Source organism: Roseovarius faecimaris, assembly GCF_009762325.1.
Taxonomy (GTDB): domain Bacteria; phylum Pseudomonadota; class Alphaproteobacteria; order Rhodobacterales; family Rhodobacteraceae; genus Roseovarius; species Roseovarius faecimaris.
Map to the genome: position 1 here is coordinate 1 of NZ_CP034348.1, position 15,524 is coordinate 15,524.

Annotated in this window: 11 protein-coding genes; all 11 read left to right on the forward strand. The window is 63.6% G+C overall.

The window, feature by feature from the left end; translation table 11 throughout:
• Positions 1-1,356, forward strand: a complete 1,356-nt coding sequence (gene dnaA, locus EI983_RS00295; RefSeq protein ID WP_157705236.1) for a chromosomal replication initiator protein DnaA — start codon at positions 1-3, stop codon at positions 1,354-1,356.
• 167 nt (positions 1,357-1,523) lie between these two features.
• Positions 1,524-2,642, forward strand: a complete 1,119-nt coding sequence (gene dnaN / locus EI983_RS00300) for a DNA polymerase III subunit beta (RefSeq protein ID WP_157705237.1) — start codon at positions 1,524-1,526, stop codon at positions 2,640-2,642.
• Positions 2,643-2,711: 69 nt separating this feature from the next.
• Positions 2,712-3,497 carry a DUF6782 family putative metallopeptidase gene (locus EI983_RS00305; protein WP_157705238.1) on the forward strand — a complete coding sequence of 262 codons (786 nt, stop codon included), beginning with the start codon at positions 2,712-2,714 and terminating at the stop codon, positions 3,495-3,497.
• Between the two features lie 52 nt (positions 3,498-3,549).
• A complete protein-coding gene (gene recF, locus EI983_RS00310) occupies positions 3,550-4,653 on the forward strand; it encodes a DNA replication/repair protein RecF (RefSeq protein WP_157705239.1) in 1,104 nt (367 codons plus the stop codon).
• An 85-nt stretch (positions 4,654-4,738) separates the two neighbouring features.
• On the forward strand, positions 4,739-6,229 hold the full coding sequence (locus EI983_RS00315) for an inorganic phosphate transporter (protein WP_157705240.1): 1,491 nt from the start codon (positions 4,739-4,741) through the stop codon (positions 6,227-6,229).
• A 12-nt stretch (positions 6,230-6,241) separates the two neighbouring features.
• Positions 6,242-7,048, forward strand: coding sequence for a nucleotidyltransferase domain-containing protein (locus tag EI983_RS00320; protein WP_157705241.1), 807 nt, complete (start codon positions 6,242-6,244; stop codon positions 7,046-7,048).
• A 182-nt stretch (positions 7,049-7,230) separates the two neighbouring features.
• Entirely contained in the window at positions 7,231-9,648 is a 2,418-nt protein-coding gene (gyrB, locus tag EI983_RS00325) for a DNA topoisomerase (ATP-hydrolyzing) subunit B (RefSeq protein ID WP_157705242.1), read from the forward strand.
• 294 nt (positions 9,649-9,942) lie between these two features.
• A complete protein-coding gene (locus EI983_RS00330; RefSeq protein WP_157705243.1) occupies positions 9,943-12,033 on the forward strand; it encodes a hydantoinase/oxoprolinase family protein in 2,091 nt (696 codons plus the stop codon).
• Positions 12,030-13,694, forward strand: a complete 1,665-nt coding sequence (locus EI983_RS00335) for a hydantoinase B/oxoprolinase family protein (protein ID WP_157705244.1) — start codon at positions 12,030-12,032, stop codon at positions 13,692-13,694. The genes EI983_RS00330 and EI983_RS00335 overlap by 4 nt, the downstream gene beginning before the upstream one ends.
• Positions 13,691-14,776: a pyridoxal phosphate-dependent aminotransferase gene (locus EI983_RS00340; RefSeq protein WP_157705245.1), complete on the forward strand. Its 1,086-nt coding sequence runs from the start codon at positions 13,691-13,693 to the stop codon at positions 14,774-14,776. The genes EI983_RS00335 and EI983_RS00340 overlap by 4 nt, the downstream gene beginning before the upstream one ends.
• Positions 14,773-15,519, forward strand: coding sequence for a maleate cis-trans isomerase family protein (locus EI983_RS00345; RefSeq protein ID WP_157705246.1), 747 nt, complete (start codon positions 14,773-14,775; stop codon positions 15,517-15,519). The genes EI983_RS00340 and EI983_RS00345 overlap by 4 nt, the downstream gene beginning before the upstream one ends.
• Positions 15,520-15,524 lie beyond the last annotated feature (5 nt).

Consider the following 15,524-nt stretch of genomic DNA (forward strand, 5'->3'; position numbering starts at 1 on the left):
ATGACGAAAGAAGAATGGGGCCAGCTGAAGCAAGATCTGCGGAGCACTGTCGGGGCAAGCAACTACAAGAACTGGATTGAACCGCTTGACTATGTCGGCGTAACCGACGGGATCGCCGTGTTTCATGTCCCGACCAGTTTCATGGGCAATTACGTGTCGCAGAATTTCGGCGACCGCATTCTCTACCAGATCAACCAGATGTCGTCGGATGTGCGCCGGGTGCAGTTCAAGGTACCTGCCAACGCCCCGCGCCGCCCGACCCGCACAGCGCCCCAGCCCGAAGCCGCGGCCGCCAGGCAAGAGGATGACATGCTCATCCCGACCGCTCCGCTGGATGAGCGCTTCACCTTCGAGACCTTCGTCGTCGGCAAGCCGAACGAGCTCGCCCATGCCGCCGCCAAACGCGTGGCAGAGGGCGGCCCGGTCACCTTCAACCCGCTCTTTCTCTATGGCGGCGTCGGCCTGGGCAAAACGCACCTGATGCACGCCATCGCCTGGGAATTGCAGGAAAACCGCCCCGAGCTGAATGTCGTCTACCTGTCGGCGGAACAGTTCATGTACCGCTTCGTGCAGGCCCTGCGCGACCGCAAGATGATGGATTTCAAGCAGATGTTCCGCTCGGTCGATGTGCTGATGGTGGATGACGTGCAATTCATCGCCGGCAAGGAAAGCACACAAGAGGAATTCTTCCACACGTTCAACGCGCTGGTGGATCAGAACAAGCAGATCATCATTTCCGGCGACCGCGCCCCGGGCGAGATCAAGAACCTCGAAGAGCGCATCAAATCGCGCCTGCAATGCGGGCTGGTGGTGGATCTGCATCCCACCGATTACGAACTGCGCCTGGGCATCCTGCAATCCAAGGTCGACCGCTATCGCGCCCAATATCCGGATCTCGACATGGCCGACGGTGTGCTGGAATTTCTGGCCCACCGGATCAGCACCAATGTCCGCGTGCTCGAAGGCGCGCTGACCCGGCTTTTCGCCTTTGCCTCGCTGGTCAAGCAGGAGGTGACGCTGGAGCTGACCCAGGATTGTCTGGCCGATGTGCTGCGCGCCTCCGAGCGCAAGATTTCCATCGAGGAAATCCAGCGCCGCGTGGCCGAACATTACAACATCCGCCTGAGCGAGATGATCGGCCCCAAACGCCTGCGCAATTTTGCCCGGCCGCGGCAGGTGGCGATGTATCTGTGCAAGCAGCTTACCTCGCGCAGTTTGCCCGAGATCGGCCGCCGCTTTGGCGGGCGTGACCACACGACGGTCATGCATGGGGTCAAACGGATCGACGAGCTGCGCATCCAGGACGCCCAGATCGCCGAAGACCTCGAAATCCTGCGCCGCACGCTCGAAAGCTGACCCGGGCCGCTCGTCCGCCCTCTCAGGCGGCCTCGCAAGGGCGGGGCCGCGCTTGACCTTCCGGGCATATCATCTGAAAACGGCATAAACCGCTTGATCGGGCAGGGGAAGGTGATACCGTGCCCCTCCCGGCTGAGACCGGGCACCTGATACGAGGGAGCGAGGGCATGAAATTCTCCATCGAACGCGGCGCGCTGCTCAAGGCTGTGTCACAGGCACAATCCGTCGTCGAGAGGCGCAACACGATCCCGATCCTCGCCAATGTGCTGATCGAGGCCGAGGGCGACACCGTTCAGTTCCGCGCCACCGACCTCGATATCGAAGTGGTCGACAAGGCCCCGGCCAAGGTCGAGCGCGCAGGCGCCACCACGGTCAGCGCCGTGACCCTGCACGAGATCGTGCGCAAACTGCCCGATGGTGCGCTGGTCACGCTCAGCGATGACAGCGCCGCAGGGCGTCTGGCGGTCGAGGCGGGGCGGTCGAATTTCAACCTCGCCACCCTGCCCAAGGAAGATTTCCCGGTGATGGCGTCGTCGGAATATGCCTCCAACTTCAAGGCCAAGGCGGCCGAACTGCGCCGCCTCTTCGACAAGTCCAAATTTGCCATTTCCACCGAAGAAACCCGCTATTACCTCAACGGGGTCTATATGCATGTGGCGGATGCCGATGGCGGCAAGCAACTGCGCTGTGTCGCCACCGACGGGCACCGCCTGGCCCGGATCGACGCCGATCTGCCCGAAGGCGCCGCCGACATGCCCGGCGTGATCGTGCCGCGCAAGACCGTGGGCGAGTTGCGCAAGCTTCTGGATGAGGACGACATGGATATCGCTGTCTCGGTGTCCGAGACGAAAGTGCGCTTTGCCACGCCCGAGATCATCCTGACCTCCAAGGTGATCGACGGCACCTTCCCCGATTACACCCGCGTCATTCCCACCGGCAACACCCGCAAGATGGAGGTGGACGCCGCCGAGTTTGCGCAGGCCGTGGACCGGGTGGCGACCGTCAGCTCCGAACGCTCGCGCGCGGTGAAACTGGCGCTGGACGAGGATCGGCTGGTGCTCTCGGTCAACGCCCCCGACAGTGGCGCGGCAGAGGAAGAGCTGGCCGTGGCCTATGGCGACGAACGGCTTGAGATCGGCTTTAACGCCAAATACCTGCTGGAGATTGCCAGCCAGGTGGACCGCGAGAACGCCGTGTTCCTGTTCAACTCCGCAGGCGATCCGACGCTGATGCGCGAAGGCAATGACACATCGGCGGTTTATGTGGTCATGCCGATGCGCGTCTGACGGCATGGGAATGGCCCGTTCCGCTTTGCTGCTCAGCTGCCCGGACTCACGCTGCGCCGGGATGTGATCTTGTCACGCACGGTCTTTCATGCGCGGCTTTTCGCGATCGGTCTCTGTCTGTCGATGGCCGCCTCGGTCATGGCGGAAACCTGCATCGATGCGCCCGGCGCCCCCCCGCAAACCGACGTGCAGCGCGGGCTGTCCACCCTTTATGAAAATGCGATGCGGGCGCTGGAAAGCTTTCCGTCGCTTCGGGACACCGTGTCGGACCGGTCCCCCGGCCTTTGCTATGCAGAGCGGATGGATGGGGCGCATGGTTATCTCGATGTCGAGCGCAACCGCATCTACATCACGCAAGACCTGCCGGAGGAGATGCAGCTGGGAATCCTTCTGCATGAAATCCGCCACCTGGATCAGATCGCGCTGGGGGCCTGCCCCTCTGATCACCTGGCGATGGAGGAATATGCCCGCGCCACCTTCGCGCTCGAAGCGGATGCAAGTGCGATCTCCCTTCTCGTTGCCTGGCAGCTGAAGGAAAAAGGCCAGCCCGCCGTCTGGTCGGCGCTATCCTCCTGGGACAGCCAGTCAGACATCGCGGCGCGTTTCAAGCAGGAGATGGCAACCGTTGGAACCACCGGCGCAGCCGTTTCAGCAGCCTTCGATCAGTGGTACGCCTCCGATCACCGGCGCGCGCAATACTACCTGTCGATCTGTAGCGCCTATCTCGACAGGCAGGACGCCAGCAAAGCCTTGCCGCGGTACCTCGTGCTCTCCCCTGCCTTTTTCGACGAACTGTGTACCCTGCCTGACGGTCAGCGCTACCTCTGCTCGGAACCGGAACATGCACGGCCCTGACCGCAAGGATTTGCCACTGGAAAGCAACTCGCTCTCACGCTAGTCCGGATATATGGCCCTTTACCTGTCCTCCTTGTCGCTCTCGCATTTCCGGTCGCATCTCGGGGCGAAGCTGACGCTCGATGCGCGCCCTGTCGCGATCTACGGGCCCAATGGCGCGGGCAAGACCAACATCCTCGAAGCGGTTTCGCTGTTTTCTCCCGGGCGCGGGCTCCGGCGGGGGGCCGCGCAGGACATGGTCCGCAGGCCCGAGGCGCTGGGCTGGAAGCTGACCGGCATCCTGCACTCGCTCTACCAGACCCACGAGGTCGAGATCTGGTCCGAAGGCGGGGCCGCGCGCCAGCTGAGGATCGACGGCAAGGCGGCAAGCCAGGTGGCGCTGGGCCGCATCGCGCGGGTGCTCTGGCTGATCCCCGCGATGGACCGGCTCTGGATCGAAGGGGCGGACGGGCGGCGGCGGTTCCTCGACCGGATCACGCTCAGCTTCATCCCGTCCCATGCCGAGGTCTCGCTTGTCTACGAAAAGGCCATGCGCGAACGCAACCGCCTGCTGAAGGACCAGGTGCGCGACGGGCATTGGTATGTCGCGGTCGAAAAACAGATGGCCGAGGCGGGCAGCGCCATTCATGCCAACCGGCAGGCCGCGCTTGAGCTTATTCAGGGCGCGCAGGATGAGGCAGAGACAGCCTTTCCAACCGCCGAGCTGGAGCTGACCATGACCGAGGGCGAAATGCCCGCCAACGCCACCGATTTCCGCGAGGCGCTCTCGGAAAGCCGCTTTCGCGACCTCGCCGCGGGGCGCACGCTCATTGGCCCGCACCGCGCGGATCTTTACGGGGTCTATGCGGCCAAGGGCGTGCCTGCCCGCGATTGCTCCACCGGCGAACAGAAGGCGCTTCTGGTTTCGCTCATCCTCGCCAATGGCCGCGCGCTCAAACGTGACTTCGGCGCGCCTCCCATCCTGCTGCTTGATGAGGTGGCCGCCCATCTCGATGCCACCCGCCGTGCCGCGCTTTATGACGAGATTTGCGCGCTTGGCTCTCAGGCGTGGATGACCGGCACCGGGCCCGAGCTTTTTACCGAGCTGGGCGACCGCGCGCAGCACCTTGAGGTGACCGAGGCAGAGGGAACAAGCGCGGTGATGCAGCATTCATAGTACACTGCGACCTCGCGGCGATTGAGCTACCCGGTCGATACTGCTAAGCCCGGTCAAGCCAGAAGAGCACCGGGTGAGGGACCCCATGTCGAACAACGATTTTGAGCCGCGTCACCTTGAGACGCTGGACCGCGACCTTGGGCGCCTGTCCAATCTGGAAATGGCCACCGCCTATGTCGGCCGGCCCCTTGTCGCCCCGGCCATCGGGCTGATTTTCATCATCATGGCCTGCCTGCTGGCGATGCTGCTGCTGGGCGAGACCACCAACACCTTCATCATCGTGGTGGCCGCCGGGTTCGGCGCCTACATGGCGCTGAATATCGGGGCCAATGACGTGGCCAACAATATGGGCCCCGCCGTCGGCGCAAATGCCCTGACGATGGGCGGGGCCATCGCCATTGCCGCCATCTTTGAAAGCGCCGGTGCGCTTCTCGCGGGGGGCGACGTGGTATCGACCATCGCCAAGGGCATCATCGCGCCCGAAAGCATGCAGACGGCCTCGGTCTTTGTCTGGGCAATGCTGGCGGCACTCCTGTCTGCCGCGCTCTGGGTCAACCTGGCCACCTGGATCGGCGCGCCAGTCTCGACCACCCATTCGGTCGTTGGCGGCGTCATGGGCTCGGGCATCGCCGCGGCGGGCTTTGCTGCGGTCAACTGGGCCACGATGAGCAAGATCGCCGCAAGCTGGGTCATCTCGCCCGTGCTTGGCGGGCTGATCGCCGCCGCGTTCCTCTGGCTGATCAAGGCGCGGATCATCTATCAGGAGGACAAGATCGCCGCGGCCCGCAAATGGGTGCCGATCCTTGTGGGCATCATGGCAGGCGCCTTTGCCACATACCTCGCGATGAAAGGCTTGAAAAAGGTCATCAAGATCGACCTCGGCACCGCCGTGATGATCGGCGCGATGATCGGCGTGGCCATCTGGCTGGTGATGATCCCTGTGATCCGCCGGCAATCCGAAGGTCTGGAAAACCGCAACCGCTCGCTCAAGGTGCTCTTCGGCATTCCGCTGGTGATCTCGGCAGCGTTGCTGAGCTTCGCACACGGTGCCAATGACGTGGCCAATGCGGTGGGCCCGCTCGCCGCCATCGTCCAGGCCAGCCAGTCGGGCAACTTCACCGATGCGGTCTCGATCCCGCTCTGGGTCATGGTCATCGGGGCGATGGGCATCTCTTTCGGCCTGTTCCTCTTTGGCCCGAAACTGATCCGCATGGTCGGCAGCCAGATCACCAAGCTCAACCCGATGCGCGCCTATTGCGTGGCGCTGTCGGCGGCGATCACCGTGATCGTGGCAAGCTGGCTCGGCCTGCCGGTCAGCTCCACCCACATCGCCGTTGGCGGCGTTTTTGGCGTCGGCTTCTTCCGCGAATGGGACAGCGCGCGGCGCATGCGCAACGCCCGTCTGGCCATCCCCGACCCGGCCGAGCAGCCGACCGAAGAGCGCCGCCGCCGCAAGCTCGTGCGCCGGTCGCATTTCATGACCATCATCTCGGCCTGGATCATCACCGTGCCCGCCGCTGCCGGGCTGTCGGCGGTGATCTTCCTTGTAATCCGGTCGATCTCGGGCGGCTCGTAAGGAGCGCGCCCGATGACCGATACCGCCGTCAGTCCGCAGATGCGCGCCGCGATCGTGGCGCGCCTGAAGGATATCGAGGCTGAAGAGCAGGTGCGTATCCTCTTCGCCATCGAATCCGGCTCTCGCGCCTGGGGGTTCCATTCACCCGACAGCGATTATGATGTCCGGTTTGTCTATGCCCGCCCGGTCGAATGGCATTACCGGCTGGAAAAGACCCGCGATGTCATTGAGCGGCCTATCGACGACGAACTCGACATCTCCGGCTGGGAACTGGGCAAGGCACTGGGTCTGGCGATGCGCTCCAACGCCGTCATCGCCGAATGGCTGCAATCCCCCATCACCTATCTGGCCGATACAGAGGCGGTGCAACAGCTTACCGCCTTTGCGCGCGATGTGCTCGACCGCCGCTCTGTCACCTGGCATTACCTGGCGCTGCTTGAGCGTCAGAGGTCGCGGCTGGCGGCCCCGGAGGGCGGGATCCGGATCAAGCGGTATTTCTACGTGTTGCGCCCGTCTCTGGCACTGCGCTGGATGCGGCTCAACGATCAGGCGATGCCGCCGATGGACATGGCAACCCTGCGCGCCGGATGTGATCTCTCGCCCGATCTTGCCGCGTCGCTGGACCGGTTGACCCAGCAGAAGATGGCCGCGAAAGAGCGCGCCGAAAGCGCCGGGTCCGATCCGCTTCTGGACCGCTTCATCGCGGGCGAAGAGGTGGCTGCGCGCGATTGGCTGTCGCGCTCGGAAAGTCGGGCGCAGCCGCGTGACTGGCAGGCCGCAAACGCCCTGCACATGGCCCTGTCGCGTCGCGCCGGGTGAGCTTCGGAGTTTTGTACAAAACAGGGGTGGATTTTGTACAAAACGTACAATTCTCCGCTGGTTTCGCCTGAGCGGGGCCTCTTGTTATAAATGCCACGCCGACCCACAAAATCTTGTGGTCATTGCGTGACAAGGCCCCTGAAAAATCGTATAAAATCCGAAAGTACAGAGGGACATTTCGCATGGCGGAACCGGCAGCGGCACCCGAAGAATACGGCGCTGATTCTATCAAAGTTCTCAAGGGCTTGGAGGCTGTTCGCAAACGGCCCGGGATGTATATCGGGGATACCGATGACGGCTCGGGCCTGCATCATATGGTCTATGAGGTCGTCGACAACGGCATCGATGAGGCGCTCGCCGGTCACGCCGACGCCGTGACAGTCACAATTCACGCAGATTCCTCTGTGTCTGTTAGCGATAACGGCCGCGGCATCCCTGTTGAGACGCACGAAGAAGAAGGTGTTTCGGCGGCGGAAGTCATCATGACCCAGCTCCATGCGGGCGGGAAGTTTGACAGTAATTCCTACAAGGTTTCCGGGGGGTTGCATGGTGTTGGCGTGTCGGTGGTCAACGCGCTCAGCGACTGGCTGGAGCTGCGGATCTGGCGCGGCGGCAAAGAGCATTACGCCCGGTTCGAGGGCGGCGACACCGTGGAGCATCTGCGCGTGGTCGGCGAAGCCAATGGGCGCAAAGGCACCGAAGTACGCTTCCTCGCCTCCACCAACACGTTCTCAAATCTCGACTATTCCTTTGAAACTCTTGAGAAAAGACTCCGTGAGCTGGCCTTTCTCAACTCCGGTGTGCGGATCATCCTGACCGACGAACGCCCCGCCGAACCCCTGCGCACCGAGCTGCATTACGAGGGCGGCGTCAAGGAATTCGTCAAATATCTCGACCGGCACAAAACTCCGATGGTCCCAGAGCCGATCTTCATCACCGGAGAGCGTGACGATATCGGCGTCGAGGTGGCGATGTGGTGGAATGACAGCTACCACGAAACGGTGCTGCCTTTTACCAACAACATCCCGCAGCGCGATGGCGGCACCCATATGGCGGGCTTCCGTGGCGCGCTGACCCGCACGATCAACAATTACGCCCAGACAAGCGGCATCGCCAAGAAAGAGAAGGTCAGCTTCACCGGCGACGACGCCCGCGAGGGGCTGACCTGTGTCCTGAGCGTCAAGGTGCCGGACCCGAAATTTTCCAGTCAAACCAAGGACAAGCTGGTCAGCTCCGAGGTGCGCCCGGCGGTTGAAGGGCTGATGAACGAGAAGCTGGCCGAATGGTTCGAGGAAAACCCGAACGAGGCCAAGATGATTGTCGGCAAGATCATCGAGGCCGCACTCGCCCGCGAAGCCGCCCGCAAGGCCCGCGAACTGACCCGCCGCAAGACGGCGATGGATGTGAATTACCTCGCTGGCAAGCTCAAGGACTGCTCGGAAAAGGACCCGTCCAAGACGGAGCTTTTCATCGTCGAGGGTGACAGCGCCGGCGGCTCCGCCCAGACCGGCCGCGACCGGGGCACGCAGGCAATCCTGCCGCTCAAGGGCAAGATCCTGAACGTGGAGCGCGCGCGGTTCGACCGGATGCTCAGCTCTCAGGAGATCGGCAATCTGGTCATGGCGCTTGGCACCGGCATCGGCCGGGACGAGTTCGATATCTCCAAACTGCGCTATCACAAGATCGTTCTGATGACCGATGCCGATGTCGACGGCGCGCATATTCGTACGCTGCTGCTGACCTTCTTCTATCGGCAGATGCCCGAGCTGATCGAGGGCGGGTATCTCTACATTGCGCAACCGCCGCTTTTCAAAGTGTCGCGGGGCAAGTCGGAGGTTTATCTCAAGGACCAGCCCGCGCTGGAGGATTACCTGATCGCGCAGGGCACCGAGGATGCGGTGCTGCGGCTTGGCAGTGGCGAAGAGATCATGGGCCAGGACCTTGTGCGTGTCGTGGAAGAGGCCCGCACCGCCAAGCGGATTCTGGAAGCGTTCCCAACGCATTACCCGCGTCACATTCTAGAGCAGGCGGCGATTGCCGAGGCCTTCGTGCCGGGGCGTGTGGACGCTGACCTTCAGGGCGTCGCGGATGCGATCGCGGCCCGGCTGGACCTGATCGCCGTCGAGTATGAGCGCGGCTGGCAGGGCCGCCCGACACAGGATCATGGCATTCGCCTGACCCGCGTGCTGCGCGGGGTGGAGGAGGTGCGCACGCTTGACGGCCCGGTGCTGCGTGGCGGCGAAGCGCGCAAGATCGCCACGATCACCGACAGCCTGCGCGAGGTCTACACCCGGCCTGCAACCCTGCACCGCAAGGATCGCTCGCAAATCATCAATGGCCCGCTCGACCTGCTCGATGCCATCCTTCAGGAGGGCGAGAAGGGCCTGGCCCTGCAACGCTACAAGGGGCTGGGCGAGATGAACCCCGACCAGCTTTGGGAGACGACGCTGGACCCCGAAGCGCGCACGCTGTTGCAGGTGAAGGTGGACGACGTGGCTGATGCCGACGATCTGTTTACCAAGCTGATGGGCGACGTGGTGGAGCCGCGCCGCGAGTTCATCCAGCAAAATGCGCTGAACGTCGAGAACCTCGATTTCTGATCCGCTGTCAAGCGGAGTGCGCTGACGCGCACGCATGGTATCTCGGGCCTGCCTGCGGCCGGACCCTGCGCGCGTGTGGCGGGCGCGACGCCTCAAGCGAATTGTCTTGACAAGTGGCGGCCGTGGTCACAGCGTCACGCCAGAGATTTGATGAGGGGCGCGATGCCACATCAGGTGCAGAACCGGCGTATTGGCCGCCGCGCGGAGCGGGTGGATCTGGTCGTCTAGACCGGGCGCATAACCGGGCGTCGGCCCGATATTGTCTGCTTTATCCTCACATCTCCGGACACATACATGACCACATCCGCCCTCAGGGTCGCCGTCGATATTGGTGGTACCTTCACCGATACCGTTCTCATGACGGGTGACGGCACCGTCATCGCCACCGCCAAGACCCCGACAACACCGAGAAACCCGACCGAAGGTGCCCTGCATGGCGTCCGCGACGTGTTGCGCGATGTCGGGGCTGACTGGGCCCGGATCACCGGGTTCATCCATGGCACCACGCTCGCGACCAATGCGCTGATTGAACGGCGCGGGGCGCGGGTGGCAAGCGTTACCAACGCGGGCTTCCGCGATATTCTCGAGATCGCCTATGAGCGGCGCTACAGCCAGTATGACATCAATATCGACAAGCCTGATCTGATCGTGCCGCGCGCGCGCAGCTTTACCATTGCCGGGCGGATGGACGCACAGGGGCGCGAGTTGACACCGCTCGATGAGACAGGAGTGGACGCGCTGGCGGATGCCCTGCGCGACAGCGGGGCCGAAGCGGTCGCCATTTGTCTGTTGCACAGCTATGCCAACCCGGCCCATGAACAGCGGCTGCGGGACCTGCTGCTGGCGCGGCTGCCTGGGCTTGCGATTTCCATTTCCAGCGATGTCAGCCCCGAGGCGCGCGAGTTCGACCGTCTCTGCACCACCGTGGCCAATGCGTATATTCAGCCGCTCATGGCGCATTACCTGGCGGATTTCGCATCCGCCTTTGCCGCTGAGGGGGTGCGATGTCCGATCCTGATGATGACGGCGGGCGGGGGCATGACGACGATTGAAACGGCCGCCGCGCTTCCGATCCGCCTGGTCGAATCCGGCCCGGCCGGGGGGGCGATCCTTGCGGCGCGCATTGCCGAAAGGGCAGGGGCGCGCGAGGTGCTGAGCTTTGACATGGGCGGGACCACGGCAAAGCTGTGTCTGATCGACGAGTATCAGCCGCAAAGCGCGCGGAGGTTCGAGATTGCCCGTGCCGAACGGTTCATAAAGGGCAGTGGCATGCCTGTGCGTATTCCCGTTCTGGAAATGATCGAGATCGGGGCAGGCGGCGGCTCCATCGCGCATGTCGACCGGCTTGGACGCATTCAGGTGGGCCCCCATAGTGCCGGGAGCGAGCCGGGGCCCGCTGCCTTTGGCAAGGGGGGCCAGAACGCCACGGTGACCGATGCCGACATTCAGCAAGGGCTGATCGAACCGGCAAGTTTTGCCGAAGGGCGGTTGCGGATCGATACAGGTGCCGCGGCTGATGCGATTGACCGCTGTTTTGAGGGCGCTGGCCTTGGCACCGATGAGGCTGCTGCAGGGATCAGCGAGATTGTCGACGAGAGCATGGCGGGCGCGGGCCGGATGCACGCGGTGGAGTCGGGCAAGGACCTGGGTGCGCGTATCATGATCGCATTTGGCGGCAACGGTCCTCTGCATGCCACGCGTGTGGCGCGCCGTGCCGGTGTTCAACGGATCCTCATTCCGCGTGCCCCGGGCGTTGGGTCTGCGGTCGGGTTTCTCTATGCGCCGGTGTCGTTCGAGATTGTGCGCAGCCGCTATGCAACGCTGGACAGCCTCGATATTGACGGGCTGAATGCTTTCTTCGACACGATGATCGCGGAAGCTGAATCGGTGGTCCGGGCAGGCGCACCCGAGGCGTTGCTGACCACCCGACGAACGGCCTTCATGCGCTATCACGGGCAGGGTCATGAGATTGAGATCACACTGCCCGACAGGGCGCTTGCCGCCGAAGATCTTGCACATCTGCGACACCTGTTCGAAGCCGAGTACCGCGCGCAATTTGCCCGCTCCGTGCCGGGGATGGTGATCGAAATTCTGAACTGGTCGGTGCGTGTGGCCTCCTCTGCCGATCCGGCGGGACGGGTTGCCCGGACCGAACCGGCGGGGAGAGCTGTACCGCAGCGGCGGAGCTCGATCCTCTGCGAGGTGAGCCAGACCCGGCGGGAGGCTGATATCTATGACCGCGCCACCCTGCGCCCCGGTCAGAGCCTGCAAGGCCCCGCCCTGATCATTGAGCCGCAAACCACCACCTATGTCAGCGCTGATTTTTCCGCCACGGTGGACGGCGATGGCACCCTCATCCTCACTGCCGAAGGATACACCGCATGACCCAGATCACCACCCCCCGCCTGCAAGTCATGTGGAACCGGCTTCTGGCGGTTGTCGAAGAGCAAGGTCAGGCGCTGATCCGCGCGGCCTTCAGCCCCATCGTGCGCGAAAGCGGTGACATCTCGGCCGGCATTTTTGACCGGCGCGGGCGCATGCTGGCCCAGGCCGTGACGGGCACGCCGGGGCATATCAACACCATGGCCGAGGCGGTGAAGAACCTGCTGGAGAGGTTCGAAATCCAACACATGAAACCGGGCGACATCTACATGACCAATGACCCCTGGCTCGCCTCGGGGCATCTCAACGATTTCCTGCTGATGCAACCGGTCTTCTACAAGGATCGCGTGGTGGGCTTCACCTCCTGTACTTCGCATCTGGCCGATCTGGGCGGGCTTGGCATGGGGCCGGATGGTTCGGACGTTTATGACGAGGGGCTTCTGATCCCGCCCTGCAAACTGGTGGATGCGGGCGAGGTCAACGCGCTGCTGATGGAGATCGTGCGCGCCAACTCGCGCGAGCCGATTGCCAATGAAGGCGACATTTATGCGCTCATTGCCTGTTGTGAAACCGGGGCGCAGCGGCTGGCCGGGATGATGGCGGAGTTCGACCTCGATGACCTCGATCCGCTGGCCGAGTATATCATCGAGACGTCGCGGCGTGGTACGCTGGAGGCAATCGCCGAGGTTCCAAAAGGCACTTACCGAAGCGAGTTGATGGTTGACGGCTATGACATGCCGATCCTGCTCAAGGCCGCGCTGACGGTGGCCGATGACCACATTCTCCTGGATTTCGATGGCACCTCCCCTTGTTCGCCCAAGGGTATCAACGTGCCACTCAACTATGCCACCGCCTATTCCGTGTTTGCCCTGCGCTGCATTATCGGGGCCGATATTCCCAATAATGCCGGGTCTTTAGAGCCGTTCCGCGTGACCGGGCCGAAGGGGTGTATCCTCAACGCGCAGCGCCCGGTGCCGGTTGCGATGCGCCACTCCATCGGGCAGATGACACCCGATCTGGTCTATGGATGTCTGTCGCAGGCCCTGCCTGAGAAGGTGCCTGCCGAGGGGGCATCCTGCCTCTATGACGTGCCGCTGCGCCACACGGCGGAAAGCGCGCGCGACGGCGGGCAGGCCTTTGCGCTGGAGCTGGTGTTCAACGGCGGCACGGGCGCGCGGCCCACCAAGGACGGGCTCAGTGCCACGGCCTTTCCCAGCGGTGTCTGGGGCAGTCAGGTGGAGCCGACCGAAGCCGTGGCTCCCGTTCTGATCACCCGCCGCGAGCTTCGCGAGAACAGCGGCGGTGTGGGCCAGTTTCAGGGCGGCCATGGCCAGCATATCGAGATTGCCGCCGCAGGGGAGGAGGCGTTTCTGGTCTTCCTGTCGGTTGAGCGCGTATGTTTTGCCGCTGCTGGTCGGCATGGCGGTGGCGAGGGGGCCAAGGGGCGCATCCGGGTCGGGCATGACGGCCCGGAGCTGCCCAGCAAGGGAACGATCCGGGTGCCGAATGACAGGCCGCTGATCCTTGAGACGCCCGGTGGCGGCGGCTTCGGTCCTCCGGGCAAGCGCGATGCGGCACTGATCCGCCGCGATCTGGAGGAAGGCATAATCAGCCGTGCCACCGCCGAGGCGCATTATCCGCATGCGTTGGAGGACAGGTCATGATCCCCCCCGTTCCCCATATCGGCTCCATGGCGGGCTATGCCCTGGCTGATCTGAGCGCACCGGCGGGCAAGCGGCTCGTCTCGCTCAGTCAGAACGAAAGTCTGCGCCCGCCGAGCCCCGCCGTGGCCGAGGCGCTTGCCCGGGCCGCCACATCACCGCAGCTTTATCCGGACCCGGACTGGACCGTCCTCAGAGAGGCGATTGCCGACAGGCATGAGGTGACTGCCGCCAATATCCTTTGTGGAAACGGGTCGCTTGATCTGATCGGATGCTTGGCGCGTGCCTATCTCGACCCCGGCACCGCCGCCCTTGCCCCGGCCCATGCCTATCCGTTCTTTCGCACCGCGACGCAGATGACCGGCGCGCGGTTCGATACGGCCTCTGAGACAGGCGCCACCGTCGATGTCGATGCCCTTCTTGCGCAGGTCACGCCGGAGACCCGGATCGTCTTTGTCGCCAATCCCGGCAACCCGACCGGTACGCGCATTTCCCGGGCCGGGCTCCTGCGTCTGCGCGAGGGGCTGCCGGGCGATGTGATGCTTGTGATCGACGAGGCTTATGGCGAGTTTGCCGACCATCTGGGCGAGCGGATGTTCGACCTTGTGGAGCGGGGTGATACGGTTGTCCTGCGGACCTTTTCCAAGGCCTACGGGCTGGCCGGGATGCGGGTTGGCTGGGGGCTGTTTCCGCCTGCCATCGCGGCCGAGACGCGCAAGGTCATGAACCCCAACAACGTCGCCCTGCCCGGGCAGATGGCCGCTCATGCCGCGCTACTTGATCACGACTATATGCGTGAAACCTGCGCGCAGACCGCTGTGCTGCGCGATGCCTTTGCAACCCGCCTGCGCGCTGCCGGATACGAGCTGCATGAAAGTTTCACAAACTTCGCGCTGATCCGTTTCGCCTCTCCGGAGGCGGCGGAAAGCGCCAATCGGGCCCTGCGGACGGACGGCGTTTTTCTGCGCCCCCAGGGCGGCGCGGGCCTGCCCGAGTGCCTGCGTGCGACCATTTCCGTCGCGGACGACATGGACTTGGCGGCTTCGCTGTTGGAGGATTGGGCCAGAAACGGAGGGAAACGATGAGCGACTATTCGTCCAGAGGCCGCGCGCGGATCGGCGTTCTGGTGCCCTTCACCAATACCAACCTTGAACCCGACATGGTGCTGCTGCGCCCCGATGGCGTGTCGGTCCATTTTGCGCGCATGGGTGGTTATGACGCCGATGAGATCCCCGATGAGGATCAGATGGCGGGCCTTGGCGAGGCCGATCTCGATGGCCCGCTCGGCCTGCTGCTGGGGGTCAGACCAGATGTGATCCTGTATGGCTGTACCTCTGCAACCCTGGCGCATGGCCCCGGCTTTGACCGGGATCTGGCGGCCAGGATCAAGGCGCAGAGCGGGGCCGAGACGGTCACGGCGGCGGGCGCGCTGGTCAACGCCCTGCGCACGCTTGGATGCGACAAGATCGCCTTCGCCTCGCCCTATGTGGCCAGTTTGAACGACGTCGCCATTGCCTTTCTCGCCGATGAGGGGGTCACCACCGTGTCGCGCGCGGATTTTCCCGAGCAGCTTGGCAATGACGGGCAGGGCGCGCTGACCCCGGATCAGGTGGCCGCGCTTGCCCGGCAGGCCGATAGTGACGCGGCGCAGGCGATTGTCCTCTCCTGCACCGATATGCGCGCGGTGGAATGCATCGCCGCGCTGGAGGCAGAACTGGGCAAGCCGGTGATCACCTCCAATCAGGCGATGATGTTCCAGACATTGCAAATGCTCTCCCTTACCTATGCCTCTGCCGGTTATGGCGCTCTTTTCGAAAGGCTGAACTGATGAAT